Annotated in this window: 11 protein-coding genes; 4 read left to right on the top strand and 7 right to left on the bottom strand. The window is 44.5% G+C overall.

Going from position 1 to position 17,986, the window contains the following annotated elements; translation table 11 throughout:
- Nucleotides 1-4: 4 nt before the first annotated feature.
- The 7 genes from J2X77_RS02860 to J2X77_RS02890 all read right to left on the bottom strand — a co-directional run bounded on the left by J2X77_RS02860 (nt 5) and on the right by J2X77_RS02890 (nt 11,746).
- Complete coding sequence (locus J2X77_RS02860; protein ID WP_310078892.1) at nt 5-3,055, bottom strand: SusC/RagA family TonB-linked outer membrane protein; 3,051 nt, start codon at nt 3,053-3,055, stop codon at nt 5-7.
- Between the two features lie 385 nt (nt 3,056-3,440).
- On the bottom strand, nt 3,441-4,241 hold the full coding sequence (locus tag J2X77_RS02865; RefSeq protein ID WP_209579352.1) for an endonuclease/exonuclease/phosphatase family protein: 801 nt from the start codon (nt 4,239-4,241) through the stop codon (nt 3,441-3,443).
- A gap of 8 nt (nt 4,242-4,249) precedes the next feature.
- A complete protein-coding gene (locus J2X77_RS02870) occupies nt 4,250-5,125 on the bottom strand; it encodes an endonuclease/exonuclease/phosphatase family protein (protein ID WP_209579351.1) in 876 nt (291 codons plus the stop codon).
- A 12-nt stretch (nt 5,126-5,137) separates the two neighbouring features.
- On the bottom strand, nt 5,138-6,733 hold the full coding sequence (locus J2X77_RS02875; protein ID WP_310078894.1) for a RagB/SusD family nutrient uptake outer membrane protein: 1,596 nt from the start codon (nt 6,731-6,733) through the stop codon (nt 5,138-5,140).
- Between the two features lie 5 nt (nt 6,734-6,738).
- Nucleotides 6,739-9,945: a TonB-dependent receptor gene (locus J2X77_RS02880; protein ID WP_310078896.1), complete on the bottom strand. Its 3,207-nt coding sequence runs from the start codon at nt 9,943-9,945 to the stop codon at nt 6,739-6,741.
- Nucleotides 9,946-10,104: 159 nt separating this feature from the next.
- On the bottom strand, nt 10,105-11,145 hold the full coding sequence (locus J2X77_RS02885) for a FecR domain-containing protein (RefSeq protein WP_310078898.1): 1,041 nt from the start codon (nt 11,143-11,145) through the stop codon (nt 10,105-10,107).
- Between the two features lie 46 nt (nt 11,146-11,191).
- Entirely contained in the window at nt 11,192-11,746 is a 555-nt protein-coding gene (locus tag J2X77_RS02890; protein ID WP_209579348.1) for an RNA polymerase sigma factor, read from the bottom strand.
- Nucleotides 11,747-12,020: 274 nt separating this feature from the next.
- Here J2X77_RS02890 and J2X77_RS02895 point away from each other — a divergent pair, with 274 nt between their 5' ends.
- The 4 genes from J2X77_RS02895 to J2X77_RS02910 all read left to right on the top strand — a co-directional run bounded on the left by J2X77_RS02895 (nt 12,021) and on the right by J2X77_RS02910 (nt 17,981).
- Nucleotides 12,021-12,362 (top strand): helix-turn-helix domain-containing protein, encoded by a 342-nt coding sequence (locus J2X77_RS02895; protein WP_209579347.1) that lies wholly within the window; start codon nt 12,021-12,023, stop codon nt 12,360-12,362.
- Nucleotides 12,363-12,537: 175 nt separating this feature from the next.
- Nucleotides 12,538-13,122 carry an RNA polymerase sigma-70 factor gene (locus J2X77_RS02900; protein ID WP_310078901.1) on the top strand — a complete coding sequence of 195 codons (585 nt, stop codon included), beginning with the start codon at nt 12,538-12,540 and terminating at the stop codon, nt 13,120-13,122.
- A gap of 56 nt (nt 13,123-13,178) precedes the next feature.
- The gene (locus J2X77_RS02905) at nt 13,179-14,342 is read left to right on the top strand and encodes a FecR domain-containing protein (protein WP_310078902.1); all 1,164 of its coding nucleotides are present in this window, start codon (nt 13,179-13,181) and stop codon (nt 14,340-14,342) included.
- Nucleotides 14,343-14,372: 30 nt separating this feature from the next.
- Complete coding sequence (locus J2X77_RS02910) at nt 14,373-17,981, top strand: SusC/RagA family TonB-linked outer membrane protein (RefSeq protein WP_310078904.1); 3,609 nt, start codon at nt 14,373-14,375, stop codon at nt 17,979-17,981.
- Nucleotides 17,982-17,986 lie beyond the last annotated feature (5 nt).

Consider the following 17,986-nt stretch of genomic DNA (forward strand, 5'->3'; position numbering starts at 1 on the left):
GGAATTAGAAACTAAAATTTACACCAAACAAAAGCGACCGCGTATTCGGATAAGGACCGCGGCTGTCAATCCCCAAGCGCTGCCCATTCACTTCATTCCCCAAACCCGTATCCAATACAAAATCTGGGTCGTTGCCCGAGTAACCGGTTATCGTCGCCAGGTTTTGTACAGTCATGTAAGCACGCAGGTTGTTTACCCAGCTGTCATTTTTTAATTTAAATCGATACCCCAAGGTGACTTCGTCAATTTTTAAGTGACTTCCACTTTCGAGGTAGTAGTCCGAATACATATAGGTATCGTTGATATCTTTGTATTTGGTGAAAGCATCTCTCAACAGGTTGCCCGACCACACTTTATTACCATACGAAAGCGCAGTCGTATTTAAGATGTCATAATCAAATTTCCCACGCATAAACACCCTGAGGTCAAAGTTTTTATACGAAAAGTTATTTGTCCACGAAAGATAATATTTGGGTACAGCATTTCCGATCACCGATAAATCCGAAGCGTTGAGATCATCCCGCGAATTATTGATCTGATCATTTCTTACCGCCTCACCATTTCGGTTATAAAACAGCCATTTCCCATCCGCATCAAATCCGGCAAATCGTTTACCGAAAAACTCCCCGATGCGATGTCCTTCATAGGTGGTAAATGCGTTGCCGAGGGCACCCGCTCCGCCGATGTCCCCAAACTCCTTATACTTAACCGTAAAAATATCATTCGAGTAACTATCCATTACATTCTTCAACGTACTCGCTGTAAAGTCCATATTCCATTTGAAATTGTCACGTTCAATAGCGCGATAACTTAGCGCCAATTCGATACCTTTGGAAGAAAGCGTACCCACATTAGAATAGATATTATTTCGTATGTAAGGAGGTTGAGGTGTAGTGTACGTATCCAACAGGTCAACGGTTTTACGCTGAAAAACATCAATCGAACCCGAAAGTTTGTTGCTGAATAGCGTGAAATCGACACCGATATTCGTCTCCTTTTTTGTCTCCCAACGCAAGTTAGGGTTGGGGTTACGATCAGGACCGTAAGTTTCCCGGTAGGCTCCGTCGGGGTATAGGTACTTTCCGCCGCCCCCTAATGTCAATCGGGAAGCGTTGTTGGAAAACCCTGTATTTCCCGTTTCTCCATAACCCGCACGAAGTTTCAAATTGTTGATAAAATCAACATCCTGCATAAAGTCTTCATTGCTGATATTCCATCCTATCGATACGGCAGGAAAACTGCCCCACTTATTGTTTGCACCAAATTTAGAAGAACCTTCTCGTCTAAGGATAAACTGAGCCATATACTTATCGGAATACGTATAATTTACCCTTCCAAAAAAAGCAATCAACGTATTGTCATTCTTGTAGCTGTCCATATTAGCACGACCATCGCGTAATGCTTGCCCTTCCGAAAGGTTATCCTCATGAAAACGATCATTTATAAAACCCCTATTATCTGCACTCTGCCCCTCATCTTTCTCATAACGATAACTATAGCCAGCTAATGCTGTTATGCTATGCTTCTCAGCAAGGGTTGTGTTATATTGGAGCGTGGGCTCAAACGCATACCGCTCATTCAGCAAGTTCGATTTCGAAGCATAGCCTCCACCCGGATAATCCTCATCTTCCATAGACGCTTCACTGTTCAATGCCCGATACGAACCATCGATATACGAGTTGCGTTGCACCGATCCAAACACGCTGGCTTTTAGTCCCTCAATGATGGTAAGATCCGCCTTTCCATCCAGCGACGATGTTTGTTGCTTCCGGTAACTGGTTTCCGTAAATAAGCGTGCAAATTCATTTGTGCTTGTGCGGTCGTAACGATACGATCCATCGTCATTAAAATTTGACAAGGTGGGATTTTTAGTCGCCTCACTCTCCCAGCCCCCCCCGCCCAGCAGATTCGCATTGTTGGTATTCGTCGCGATGTTCATCAACACATTCAATCGGTCGTTCAAACCTTTCTGATTAATACTGGCGCGCACCGTATATTCCTTCCGCGAATTTTCCTTGGCGATACCTTCCAGATTTCTGAAATTTACACTACCACGATATGTGGTCGATTCATTGCCACCAGAAAGGGATAGATTGTGATTTTGTGAAAAATTATCCTTGTTGATCAAATCTTCAAAAAAGTCAGTTGAGTGGCCAAAATCCGGCTGCTTTAATTCGCCCGATGCAATCTTATCCCTGAATTCCTGTGGAGTCAAAAAATCGGGTCTATTATACAAAAATTCCTTTCGAAAATAATTGGAATAGTTAAATACCGATTTTCCCGGCTTTCCTCGCTTGGTCGTAATCAATATGACACCTGCGTTGGCACTGGTACCATAGATCGCCGCGCCCGAACCATCTTTCAAAACATCCACAGACTCGATATCATCCTGTTGGAGCAGATCCGGATTTCCGCCAGGTATTCCATCAATTACAAATAAAGGACTTGCACTTCCGGTCACAGAAATTGCTCCGCGCAATTGCGTCGCTACACCTGAATTTGGGTTAGAACCGCTTCTGGACACCTGTAAACCCGCCACTTTACCCTGTATAAGATCTAAGGGATTTCGCGCACCACTTTGACGAAATTGGTCTGCGCTCACATGCGCAACGGAGGAAGTGACCTCCTTTAGCCTTTGTGTACCGTATCCGACAACGACCACTTCATCCAATTGACTCTGATCAGCCTCCAGTTGAATCGAAACACTGCTGTCCTCCACAAAGGCTTCTTTGGTTTTGTAGCCGATGGAAGTCGCCACCAGTACTTGCCCCGCCTTCGCATCCAGCGTGAAATTTCCCGATGCGTCAGACTGTGTACTTTTAGCAGTTCCTTTGACGGTGATAGTCACACCTGCAATTGGCTTCCCATTGCTGTCCAGCACTTTACCTGTTAATTGTTGTTGGTTAGTTTGTGTCTCCTTCAGGAAACTGCTCTCCAAAATGGCTCTCGGAGCTGATTGTGCGTGAGTGATCGTACCGGCCAGCACAATCAGTGAGAAAAACAACCTGGATTTCCCGGTCAAGCGCACCATTGTCTTTAAATCAACATTGCTCATGTCTAATAATTGTTGGTTTTAAAACGTTTTAGCTTTTAGCCAAAATCGCATCTTGTTTAATAGTTAGCATTATATATAAATAGTTCGTTGGAATAACTCAGGCACATCTGCGCCGCCTGTTTTGCAGGTTTACAACAATGAATTAAACAAATCTCAAATCCATTTCGTTTGGCAAAATCGGTTTTGCATGAAAAATTTTATAGAAAAAAGCAGTCTACATCAGTACATAAAAAAGGGAGTCCAATACAAGACTCCCTTACTGCACCCTTTTTACTAGGCCGCCAATTCCTCATGAGCAACGTCTCAATCTTCTCTTTATCAAGGCCTAATCTTGCTCATTACTGACGCCACATCTTTCTTGTTATCCAGCGTTCTTGGCTGTTTCTTAATCGTATTGAAATACAACCGATACAGGTAAATGATCTGATGCATATTGACCGGTCAGCGCAACGGATGAAACCAAGGTATAGCTACTGGCGGCCTGAGCATTAAATAAAACAAAATCAATGGCTTTCGTCGGTGTCTTAACCGGGAATGAAAGCGGACAGCTGCTCATACAAGAAAAAGTAAACCGCTCTTTAAGTTTGAGCATTTCGCTGCTCGACGGTATTGCATTATAGTCTCCCCCTACAAAAAGCGCCTTGTTTAACGAAGTGCTCAGCTGGTTCAAAAATTCAGCCTGTGCGGTCCTATTAGGCACATTCAGATCCAGATGCGTCGATGCAAATTCAATGCTTTTACCATCGGGAAGAGTCACCGTGGCCACAGCAATACTGCGTTGTTCGCCCGCTGTCGGCATGGGCAGCAACTCCCGCCGCTTGTTGGTCATTGGATACTTACTTAAAATAGCCACACCATATTCACCACCATTATAATCAATGGACTTCGAAAAATGATATTCCATTCCCAGTAGCTTTGCCAGCTCCGCAGCCTGATTCACTTTACCCGAACGTGCCACATTGACATCCACTTCCTGAAGTGCAACAACTTCCGCTCCACTGCTTTTTATCACCGCAGCAATATTAGCCAGATTGACCACCTCCGAATTTTCAGGTGCCCCATGGTGAATATTGTACGTCATGGTGACCAACTTTTTCTTTGCAGGGGGCGTAAGATCTATTTTCTCATCCCCACTGCAGCTCATTAAATTTAACAGGGCCATAGCCCCAAGGATTATTTTTTTCATGGTATAATTTATTTAGGAAGTTTTAATTTGAACTCAGCAGTCATCGGCAGAAAGTTATTGGCCGATTTAGAAAAAGGGCCATATTTACTGAGTTGGAGCTTATCGTCCGTATTCTTAAAGGTGATATAGTCAAATACACCTGTGGGTTTATCTTTTGGTGCATTCCAGGGGCACCCAGTACCTAAACACGCAAAGGTAAAGCTGCCCTTAAGATAAGATAGTACAGGACCATTGCCCGACTCCTGTTCATTGAGATTACCGACCAAAATCACGGGTTGCATCAATTTCTCCGTCGCATTGAGCAAGTCAACGACTTGAAGCGCTCGGTTATTGGCAACCGATGGATCCAGCTCAGTGCCCGCAAAATACAGTGCATGCCCTTCCTGCACCTCCACTTTAACCATCACCATACTCCGAAGCTCGGCCGTACTCCCCTCCTCACGACTCAACAATTGGCTATATTTCTCCTTCACCGGAAATTTGGACAACACGGCATTCCCAAATCCCCCCGTCTGGTAATCTATATTTTTCTTGAAATAGGATACCATACCCAATGCCTTAGCAATGGCAGCCGGACGATCTACCTTCCCCGCCCGGGTCGTCGCACTATCCACCTGCCGCAAAAACAATAGGTCAGGATCATATTCTTTAATCAGATCCAACATAGCATCAAAGTTAGCAACAGTTGTACCCACGTTCATATTCAGTGACATCACTTTCACATTTTTAGCTGGCGTATCATCCGGTTCCTGAGGTTGCTCCGGCTCTTTCGCTGGCAGCAAATTCCAATCACCCGGACTATAAGTCTTGCGGCATCCCTGCAAACCCACGATAGCCTGCAGTAGGAGCAAGCCCAACAAAACGATCTTTATTTTCTTTTTCATCAGTATCAAATATTAATAATTTGGATTTTGCACCATATTGCGATTTGCAATGATCTCAGCCTCTGGAATAGGCCACAGGCCCTCGCGATTTCTTTTGTACGTCCGGCTCTGTACCCGCACAAGTTCTCCTGTTTTAGGGTTTGTTGCCCCAAAGACCTCACCGTTCATTACAGCTTCATCGATCCCCCAACGGCGGATATCGAAATAACGGCCTCCTTCAAAAGCAAGTTCCGCCTGCCGCTCCCGACGGATGAGCTCGCGCATTTTTGCCTGCGTGCCGTATATCCCACTGTTAACCGCAGGCATCGCTGCCCTTGCCCGCACTTCATTGATCGCAGCAAGCGTTTCAGCATTGCTCCACTGCCCCGTCTCTATCATTGCCTCCGCATAGTTGAGCAATATTTCAGCATAGCGTATGATCATAAAATCCAGACTTCCGCTCTTAGCCTGACGATCTCTGGCATCAATATATTTCTTTATCCAATACCCTGTGGCAGTAGACTTCGTTTCACCGATTTTATCTGTCGGATTATAAAAAGGATCAAGGGTATATTGGTTCTGAAATTTATCATTCGGTGAAAAAACCGACGCTGCCAACCGTGGATCCCTGTTGTTTTTATAATTTGGATTACGCTGATAGATCAGCACCGAGTCACGTCCAAGCTCCTGGATGGTCTTGCCCTGTTTGGTTTCAAAATTATTGACTACCGTATTGGTGGGCGACAGATAAGTTTCGCCACCGATACCAAAAGGAGCAAAAGATGTCCAGGCATTCGCGCAGCCATTTTCTTTAAAAAATATCCGTTCATCATTCAGTTCACCCGCGTAGCTAAAGAGCTCCGAATAACTGTCATTTTTATTTGCCGTACTGATCCAGAGTTTATATACTTTGGAGTCGATCACCTGCTTTGCCGAAGCCTTCGCAAGTTCAAAATCTTTATAGTACAATCCCAGTCGCGACAGCAGCGACAGACAAACACCGCTTGTCATCCGCCACCGATCAGCATTCACATAACTTGCCGGCAGCTTGGCAGCACAGTCCTTCAATTCGGCTACAATAAAATCGTATACCTCTTTTTGAGCGGTTCGAAAAGATTGATTTTCCGTCGGCGTCAAAGACTGGGTCAATAAGGGGATATCACCAAACACCAACATCAATTCCATGTGATAATACGCTCTCAATGCCCTAGCCTCCAGCTTCATCCTTTCTTTCAGTTCGGTATCAATATAAGCCCCGTCTATGTTTTCCAAAAACCTGTTGGCCCGACGGATACACGTATAATCATCTGCCCATAAGCTATTCGACACCCCCCAGCGGCTAGAGGCCAGACCGCGGGTGAAACCGTCGTAATCACCCTTAAAGTCACCGCGCTGCACGGCTTCGTCCGTAAGTCCAGCATAATACATGATGTTCCGCCCAGAGCTGCCCCCCGGTATTCCCGCATAAACAGTTCCCAAGGCATTATACCCATCTGTTTCTGTATTCCACCATTGCTCGTCCGATACACCGTCCGGACTGTCGATAGTCAGGAATTTTTCACATGAGCTAGTTGACAAGACCACCACAAGTAGGCTCAGTAATTTTATCTTAGTTTTTATTGTATTCATGTTTATTAGAAATTAGCCGTTAACCCAACAGAAAATATACGCATCATACCATAGGTCCACGATCCCCCTTGCGACTCCGGATCAGCCATTTTCAATTTGGTAAAGAGAAAAGGATTTTGCGTATTGATGTAAAAGCGCGCATTTTTAATTCCGTATTTATTGAGGTAGGCGCTATTCAATCGGTACCCAGCCTGAATAAATTTGACACGGAGGTACTTCGCATTAAACAACCAAAAGTCACTGCGCAGCACGTTATTTGCCGGATTTGCCAGCAAACGAGGATAGATGGCATCCTGGTTATTTTCGCGCCAGGTATTCGCCGCCCGATAGGTTGTCGGGATACCACCCGAGGCACTCAAATTCAGCGGATGCCATAAGTAACCGGCAGATTTACCCCCGAGATTTGCCGAATAATCGTGGTTACCTGCCCCCTGCAACAAAAACTCAAAATCGAAGTTCTTGTAACTGAAACTTACATTACTAAAATAATTGATCCTCGGCGTAGGGTCACCGATCACTTTTTGGTCGCTCTCGTCAATCATACCGTCGCCATTAAGGTCAACATACTTGATATCGCCCGGGCCTTCGCCTGCGAGCGCCGGAACCAATGCTGTTTTTTTATCAGCAGCAAAATCAGCATACTGCAAAATACCATCCGTTACATAACCATAATGACTCTTTATAGCATACCCCACCTCATTCGTCGAGATACCCGAATAGTACGGACCACCCAATAGTTCAGTAATCTTATTCTTATTGTAAGAGATACCCGGTCTTATCGAAAAACTAAAGTCATCGCCGAGCTTATCGTTATAATTCAGCGACAGTTCCATTCCGGTATTGCTCACCTTACCTGCATTCAAAGGAGCCGAACCAATAGCGCCGGAGGGTGCCACAGTAGGTTTCAGAAGCACATCCTTCGTTTTTTTGTCGTAATAATCAAAGGTCAAAGAAAGCTTATTTTTGAAAACCGACAGATCCAAGCCCACATCCAGGATATTCACCTTTTCCCAGGTAATGTTTGGATTACCCCATACAGACTCTGTTCCATTGGTCGCATTGATAAGATTTTGGTACAGATATAAACCAATATTCTCATTGCCCAGCTGTCCATACGAAGCCCTCAGCTTCAGATTACTGATCGCATCCACATGAAAAAAGGCTTCATTATGTAGGTTCCATCCCAATGCGATGGACGGGAAATAACCATATTTCTTTCCAGGGCCAAATTTGGAAGAACCATCTGCACGAAAGGATAGTTCGGCAAGATAGCGGTTGTCGTACGAATAATTTGCTTTCGCATAGCTCGACACCAACGACGATTCTTTCCAATAACCCTCATTAAATTTTTCAACAGAAAATCCACCCATGGCAAAGAGATTATGCTTTTTGAACGTCTTGTTGTAATCCAGCGCGCCGCTCAAATAATAATAGGTATTTCTGGTCTCCGAATATGCATTCCGCTGTACCGCCCAGGTCTGTACCAACTGTTTGGTATAATAATCGAAGAAATAGAAATTATCCCGGTTTTGCTTATAAACATCACTGTTGAGCCTATAGCTAAACTGCCCCCGCAAGTTTAAATTGTCAGTAATAGACCATTTTGGCTGTAGATTGATTGTTGCCTGATCATATTGATACCCAATGGTACCGCCAACCTCTTCATAAGCCAGTGGGTTGACAATATCCGCATACCGACCATAGATGGTTGGCCATCCCTCCTCTTGTGGATATTTGGGCAGTACCGTAGGCGGCAGCCGATAAAGGTCGTCCAAGATTCTGCTCCCCCCATTATCGATGGTTCGGTTTGGGTACAACGTATTCCGTCTGATACCCAAGACATCCAGATTAATCAAAAACCGCTTCGAAAGTGATACGGAGGTATTCGCTCGGATATTAAAGCGATCCATCTTGTTGAGCGGCAACATCCCTTTCTGGTACATGTAATTGCCCGTTACCGCAAATCGCGCAACATCATTTCCACCGCTCACAGCTAAAGAATGGGAGGTTAGCGGACTATAATCATCGATAACAATATCCGTCCAGTTGGTATTCGGATAATTGATGGGATCTTCCCCAGATTCGGTTTTGCTAATCTGCTCATCCGTATACAATATTTGTCCTCCGGAGGCTACCTGCGCATAGTTATACATACGCATGTAAGTAGGCGCGTCCACAAATTCAGGGAGGATTGTCGGCGATTGCTGTCCGTAGGAACCGTCGTAGAGCACATTGATCTGCCCCGCTTTTCCGCGTTTGGTCGTCACCAAAATAACACCGTTCGCTGCCCTGGCACCATATATAGCTGCTGCAGCCGCATCTTTTAATATGGTTACACTCTCCACCGTTACCGGATCGATATGATTCATATCCATGGGTACGCCGTCGACAAGCACCAGCGGGTCCGAATTATTTAACGTCGAAATACCCCGTATTTTAATACTGGCCGCATCACCACCCGGCAGGCCTGAGCCTTGCTGAACGGTAAGTCCTGTAACACCGCCCTGCAGCGACTGCGAAAGATTGGTAATAGGTTTTCCTTCGATATTGGATTTAATATCCAATGAAGCGACAGAACTGGCTATATGTTTTCGCTGCATTTCCGTCATCCCCACGACCACCACCTCATCCAGATCCGAGACATTTTCCTTAAGCGATACCGTAAGGTTCGCTTCGGTCTTATTCACCAGCACCTCTTTGGTCAAGAAGCCAACTGCCGAAAACGACAACCTGCTCCCTTTAGCTATCGTGATCGAATAATAGCCTTCATCGTCCGAAACCGACGTGGCCATCCCGCCTTTTTCAGCTACCGTAACGCCCGAAAGAGGAACAGGGGGTTCAGCCGTATTAAAAATGCGTCCTTTGACAGTTACTTTTCCCTGGAAAACAACCGGTCTGTTAAATTGCTGACTGCGGGCAGTCAGGTCGGGTATTACAGTGATTTGCCCAGCCCCCTGTGCAATCGTCAAATTAAATTTCCGGAGCACCTGCCTTAGCGCTGGCACCAGCTCCTCTTTGTCAATATCGACGTTTATCCGTTTGTCGGCCAATAAATTTTCAGGGTAAAGCAGCGCAATATCAGTCTGTTTTTGAACAGACTGCAGAAAATGCTTCAAGGGTACATTTTTCATTTTGAGCGTTATTCGCTGGGGAAACGCGAGTGCACTGACAGAAAGTAAAACTCCTGTAATGGCAAGGGATCCTATCTTCATATTATACCTAATTTTAGGTGACAATAATTGTCTAGAGGAGAGATTTTGTCCCACCTGTTTTTTTTTCATAATTTTGATGAAATTAAATTTTTAGAAACGTTTAATTTAAACGGATAAAGGGGACCGCAATTCCTCTTTATCCAATTTTATGGTTAGTAATCAATTGTTCTTTATCCACACCTCCTTTTCTACTTGTGTTATCCTATAGTTTCTCAGCGCATATATCGTACTTAGCGAAGTCAGTATATCAACATCCAGATTGATCCTGCCTGAATAGACCGTTGCATTTTCCAGCACCGATGGGTCAGCATGAATGCGCACATTATAAATACGTTCCAATTTTTTGATCAGATCTTTCGTAGACAGACGGTCTAGTACAAGCTGTTTTTTAGTCCATAAAATTTCATTCCCTTCCGCTTTACTATCCACGATGACTTTCTGCCGGTGCAGATCATATGTAATCAATTGACCTGGCACCATGGTGATGTCTTTGAAATGCGGACTGCTCAGTTCGACCTTGCCCGTAATCAATTCAATAGCCATTTTTTTATCTTCTTCATACGACGATAGATTAAAGCTGGTGCCCAAAACTTTTACGGATGCGTTTTTTGTTCTAACGATAAACGTTGTACCCGTATGAGCAACATCAAAATATCCTTCGCCATTGAGGTATACTTCGCGGGGTTTGCCCAGCATATCTGGACTGTAGGTGAGGTATGAACCTGCATTGAGCCATACCTTGGAGTGGTCTGGCAACGTAAACTCCTGCCTTTTTCCGTAAGGAACAAATAGGGTATGGTATTGAGGTGTAGCTGCTTTAGGCTCAGGCTCCATCAAATCGAGTATGTCAGATGAACCTTTTACGTTCAAAAATGAAATCGCATGGCTTTCGGTATGCGGATCAACAGAAATAAGCTGGAGGCTATCTTTGTGTGTATTCAACGTCTGGCTGATGGATGCTACCCTTTCGATATCAAGCTTCGGCTCCATTGCTGCATCCCTTGGAAAGAACAGCTTGAAGCAGACTAACAGGCACGCCACAGCGGCGAGCGGCCCAATATAGAATAGCAACCTACGAGTACGTTTTTTGGCTGTACTGCGGACAATCCGCTCAAAGAGCTTGGCCTTATCTTCTTTCGACAGGCCCTGCTCTGGCGTGAGGTTGAATATGTGCTTAAATTTTTCTTTCTTGGTTTTCACAAACTATGCTTTTATAACTATAGAGCATAATTTTCAAAAACATAGACTAAAATCTATTAAAAAAAATATAAAAAATAGTAAAAAGTTCAATGGGCTTCAATTCCACTTTTAATTGCTTGATAGCCCGAAAGGTCAATGTCCTGCAGGTCTCCACATTCACCCCCATCATCTGCGCAATCTCGTCGTAGGAAAAATCGAGGTAATAGCGCAAAAAAAGTACTTCCCGCTGCCGCTTCGGCAATGCATCTACCTTTTCTTTGATTACTTTCACGACACCGGCTTCCACCTCATCGTTGATGAGATCAAGTTCGTGGCTATTCGTCCAATACATGTCTTCCGAAAGCGAGTCGATAGCCACAGTCTCCACCTTCAGCCGCAGCAGCTTCCGCCGCAACGCCGCGAAAAGATAATATTTCACCTGAACGTCCTTCGCTATTTTTGGATTATCAAATAAGTGCACAAAAAGGTCGTGGATACAATCCAACACGGTATCCTTATCATAATGATACTGCTTACCATAGCTGTACAAATCATCGATATAAGTATCGTAGATTTCCTCAAATGAACTTCGGTTACCCTGTATAAATCCAATCCAAGACATAAAAGCTGGTAGAAATTTTTCGCTAATTTCCTCTTTTTAATATTAATCTTACATGAAATAATGGTTATGTTATCACTTAGGTCTATTTCATCAAGACAAGAGCTGGAAACCCTCATGGCAAGTATAACAAATTTAAAATCAATAATCAAACTAAAAATAAGCCCTGCCGAGTGTCTGCTCCCTATCCAGATTTAAGCCCTTACTTTTTTAATACCGCACCAAAAAAATTGTTTATGCATTTTTTTTCGTATCTTACCCCTCCACAAATCTTCAAATGAAAACACTAGGCAAAAAGATCAGGTTGCTCAGGCAACAAAAAGGTTGGACGCAACAAGATGTAGCAAAGAAATTGGACGTTTCAATTCCTGCATTTTCAAAAATGGAAACAGGGATTACAGATCTTAACCTCTCTCGATTAAATCAAATCGCCAAGTTATTTAATTTGACATTGGTGCAGCTGGTATCCAATTCGGAGACAGACGACGTTAAAGATTACACCAAAGAAATAAGACTCCTGAACGAAAAGCTACAACAAAAAGGCGATGAGGTTATCCAGCTCCGCAAAAAAATCATTGCGCTCTATGAGCAATTAGAAAAAGATAATCCAACGCCATAAGCTCCGGTAAAGGAAGTCAACAGTCCTCTCCAGCCAGCCCATCCACATTTTACAGCATAGTACTGTCGGCAGAAAACTATTGCCAGCAATAGGAAGTATTAAGCCGAAAAGTTGTAAATTTGACAGCTGGCTTCAGATTTAAACCGCATAGGATCTGACCGTTGAAAAGTTTACTATGGATATTACTGCAGAAAATAAGCTATTGATTTCGCTTTCCCATGGCGACGAACAAGCTTTTTTTGCCTTATATGATCAGTATAGCCATGCCCTATTTTCCACTATTTTTCGAATGGTCAAAGATCGGCAGGTCAGTGAAGAGATCGTGCAGGATGTATTTCTAAAAGTCTGGCAAAAAAGATCGACCATTGACCCCACTCGAAGTTTTAAATCCTGGATTTTTACAATTGCTAAAAATGATGTGATCTCCTGGTATAGAAAATTAGCGAAGGAAGCCGCGATGCAGGAAAATTTATACCAGCATTTTGAGCAGCTCTACCTGATGGAAAAAGAGGTTGATATCGAAGAAAAACAATCCGCATTATTAGAAAAAGCGCTCAACACCCTAAGTGAGCGTAGAAGAGAAATATTTGTGCTATGCAAAATAGAGCAAAAAAGCTACGAAGAGGTAGCTAAGCAATTGCATATTTCAGTATCCACCGTGAGTAATGCCATGGTCAAATCCAACCAACATATCCGCCAATTTGTGCAAGACCATTATGAAGAGATTTTAGCAATTCTTGTCACATTCTATTTTTTTTAAAAAAAACACCACAACGATAGTGTTTTTGCTAATAAGTTGCGTATTAACTTATAGATATGGCAAAAAAAATAGAAAATATTTACAAGAACTATTTAGATGGAAGTATCAATCGTGTCGACCTCGATAGACTGCTCCACTATTTTGAACGTGCCAGCGACGAAGAGCTCGAACAGCTCACTTCTTTGGCCTCGATCGATATTGACGAACATCAAATCGATCAACCTTTTGCGTCCCATATCGCCCGTATTAAAGAAAGATTGGAAGATAGGCTAAACCAATCAGAAGGATTAAACCAAACGAACAAACAACCGCTTCGTTTAAGATACAAACAGCAGTCGTGGGCTGCCGCTTCTATTCTACTGGTTGCCGGATTGGCCACCTGGTTTTACCTCGCACAGCACGTGGCACCTTCCGATATTGCTGCACCATCAGCACCTACCTTATATGTTAAAGATAAGTCTGGCAAAGAAATCGCCATTTTACCAAAAACAGATTCGGCATGGCAGATCGGCGAAATCGCATTTGCTCGTATCGACAGCCAAACGGTAAAAGTCACCGCAACAGGAAAAACCCCAAGTCTGCAAACCATCTACACCCCCAATTCCGACTTTAGGATTATTTTGGAAGATGGCACCAAGATTACGATGAATGCAGCATCTACCCTCACCTTTCAGGTTCCTTTTGATGCTGTCAAAAGAGAAGTTTCTTTAGAAGGAGAAGGTTATTTCGATGTAGCTCACCAAGCACAAAGACCATTTACTGTACACGCTGGAGCCGCAAACGTCGAAGTGCTGGGCACCGTTTTCAACGTACGAAATTATGCGAGCGACGGACAGGTCACCACCTCCCTGCTGTCCGGCCGGATCGCGTTGAGCAAATCCGGAACGGCTCAGCGCATTGTGCTTCATCCCGGGGAAACAGCCATCACCGACCACAATGGCATACATCGGGAGCAGGTCGCGCCAAAGCAAGCTACCGCCTGGACCGCAGGCTACTTTGACTACCGCGATCAGTCGCTCCGTGTCATCCTCGCTGATTTGTCCAGATGGTATGGCGTCGAAGTCGATACCATCACACTACCTACCGATCAATCGATCTATATGAAGGTCCGAAAAAATATACCGTTACAGGAAATGTTGAACCTCTTAAACGAAGCAAGCGGCCTCCATTTTCAATTGAACAATAAAAAAATCACCTTAAAAACTACGTATAAAAAATAAAACTAAATTTTACATTAACCTACATCTACCATGTCCTACCTAACCCCAAAGCGACCGGTATTTTTGCGGAAATACTTGAGTTTGGTCGCTGGAATTGCCCTGATGAGCATGATTGATCCCTACGAACTACATGCTCAACAGGTTCAATTAAATTTTAAAAATGCCGAGGTCAAAGAAGTGATTACAAGCCTATCGGATCGCTACGGCTACGAATTTGTTTTTGACGGCAACCTGTTAAAATCAGCCCGTCCAATCAGTGTCAACCTCAAACTCTCGAGCGTTGAGGACGCGTTGTCCATTTTGTTTAAGGATCAACCCTTCAGTTACCGTCTGGAAAACAAGCGCATCATCCTTTATCGCAAAGCGGCATCCACCACTGGTCAGCTTGTACGCGGTAAAGTAATCGACAGTTTGGGCCATACTATTCCCGGCGTGTCTATTCATAATCTACAGGATAATAGCCAGACGATGAGTTCCGGAGATGGCGATTTTGAACTGAATGTTGCCAGCTCCGCCGACATCCAGCTGTCCTTTAGCCATGTGTCTTTTAATGAAAAGGTCATGCGCTTCAGTCCAGAGCAAATGGCGCGGCCTGTGCGGGTCATGCTGAGCGCAAAAGAGTCTATGCTCAACGAAATTATGATCACAGGATATCAACGCATCAGCAAAGAGCGTAGCCCTGGAGCATATACCATGGTCAACAATGATCAGTTAAACAAACAGATCAACGTCGACTTAGTTTCTGCGCTCGAAGGCCAGGTGGCCGGATTGACCTATATCAAAAACCCAACACGTTCTGACGCCGACAAACCTATCCTTCGTGGTATCGGTACCTACTCCAATAGTGTCACTACCAATCCGCTTATCGTCGTGGACGACTTACCCACCGAACTCACCCTGAGCGACATCAACCCCTATGACGTCGAGTCCGTTACCGTACTCAAAGACGCAACGGCAGCATCCATCTATGGCGCCCGCGCAGCCAATGGCGTTATAGTCGTCACCACAAAAAGAGGAAAAGGCCAAGGAGTTTCCGTCAACTTCAATGTCGATCAGTTCATCACGCAAAAACCGGATATCGCCAAGATGCATTACGCCAGCACATCCGATCTGATCGATTACGAAATCGATGTCTACAACAAAGAACGTTCACGCTACGCAAACACCGAATCGCTATTCAATTACTATGGAAAGCTGGGCAGCGGCAATTTAAAATACTATTCGCCACTGTACGATCTATTCCGTAAAGAATCTACCGGGGCCATTAGCCAGCAAGAACGCGACGCTACGATCAATACCTGGCGCAACAACGATTATATTAAAGAATTTACCGACAATATCTGGCAGAATGAATCACGCCAACGGTATAACGCCAGCATTTCACAGAATTCGTCCAAAAGCAACACCTTTGTTTCGTTCAACTACGATAAAGGAAAAGGTCTAGTACGCCATGAGAAGAATGAGAAATTCAACCTGTATTTGAAATCCAGCTTCAACGTCACCAAATGGCTAAATGCGACAGTGGGACTGAATGGTACCTACGGTGTCAACAAACAAACTGATGGTGTCTACAATGATCTGTTTTTACAGCCACGGTATACACGCATCAAAGATGAAAATGGCAACCTCGTGTATGCGCCTTACGTTGACCTTTCAAGTTCCGTCGGACCCGGATCGGCCATTAACGGCGAGACAGCAGAACAGATTGCTGCAAACCCAAATTTAAAAAGTACGGCCTTTAATGTGCTTGAAGCCTTAGGCGAAGGCATCGAGAGCAGAAAGAATTTGAATCTTCGCGCATTTACGGCTTTGCGGGCCACTATTTACAAAGGACTCTCTTTTCAAACACAGTTTTCCTATGAACTGGGGCAAACATCCCGTGAAAGCTTCTACGACGAAGATAGCTACATGATGCGTGTTGCCTCAAATGCAATGGTCAGCTACAATGCGGCGACGGGAGTATACACCAAAAACCTGCCAGCCGGAGGCCGTTACTATCAATTCGAATCCAAACGGTACAACTATACGTTCCGGAATCAATTTAATTATGATAATACCTTTGGCCAATATGGCCAGCATCAGCTAACCGCCCTGGCCGGCTTCGAGATGCGTCAGTCGCATACACCGCGTCCTATCCAACAATTGCTTGTGGGGTACAATCCCGTTACATTGACCTCCACCACCATCGACTGGGCCACATTGAGTAAAACCGGTATATCGAGTTATATCTATGGGGGCAATGTCCGCTTGGGCGACTTAAACGGCGGTGCACAAAAAGAAACTTTACACCGCTATACCTCGCTGTATGCCAATGCCGGCTATACCTATAACAACAGATACAACCTTACGGGAAGCATACGTGTCGATCAGGCTGATCTCTTTGGGGTAGATCCAAAGTTTAGATACCGCCCTTTATGGTCTGTCGGAGCAGGGTGGAATGTCAGCAACGAAGACTTTATGAAAAACAGCGACTGGCTAAACTCGCTCAAGCTGCGCGCAACGTACGGTATTACCGGCAACGTCGACCAGGAAAGTTCCAGCTATGGTACGGCCACCTGGAAATCGGATAAGCTGTTTCCCTACCTACAGTATCTTGAACAAAAATCGTTGCCCAATCCCATGTTGCGCTGGGAGAAAACAGCAACGACAAACTTCGGTGTAGATTTTTCAATTTTAGACAACCGCCTGTCCGCGACTATCGATGCCTATAATCGCTACAGCTCCGATTTGTTGATCAGTGCTATACTTGACCCAACCGTCGGAGCCAATTCACGTGTTATCAACAATGGGGCCTTACGCAACAAAGGGATCGAGTTTAACATCAATGGCGTGTGGCTCAAAAAGAAAAATTTAACAGCAAGCACCCAACTGGTATTCTCCTTCAACAAAAACAAGGTCGAGAAAGTAAACGGATTAACAGCGACCGCGCAGTCCTATGTTGGCTCACCTAGCAATTACTTTTTCGAAGGCAACAGCTATAATGCTGTACTCGCCTATCGCTATGCCGGCATGATGAATGGTTACCCTTATTTTCTGGATCAAAACGGCGACTCCAATGTTGTTTATGATGAAAATGGCACCCCTACAAAGATCAATGATATCAATTCACCCGATGCATTGGTCAACTTAGGGACATTGTTTCCAAAATATACAGGATCCATCAATCAGCGTCTGCGCTATAAAGCGTTTGATCTTTCGGCGATGTTTGTCTTCTCCGGTGGACATAAATTGCGCAAAGATGCCATCGACTTCGCAAGCGATGAACTGACCAACGCGGGTTTGGTGAACCGCTGGGCAGAAGGGGCCAATAACGACTATCCCCGGTTACTGGTCGATTATCCAGACAACCTACGGAGTGGGGCGAGCACCCTATCAAAATTATGGCGCTATAGCGATCAGCAGATTGTTTCGGCAGATTACATCAAGCTGCGAAATATAGCCGTAGGCTATCAATTGCCTAAGCAATTGGCCCATAAAGCCGGCATGCAAAACGTCAGATTAACGGCGCAGGTCAACAATTTATGGACATGGAGCGCTGCCGGCAATGATATCGATCCAGAATCCTATTCGCTCAATAGTGGAACACGCACCTTGCCCCTGGCAAAATCATTCCTGATGGGACTTTCATTAACTTTTTAACCCGA

Source organism: Sphingobacterium sp. 2149 (assembly GCF_031455655.1).
GTDB lineage: Bacteria > Bacteroidota > Bacteroidia > Sphingobacteriales > Sphingobacteriaceae > Sphingobacterium.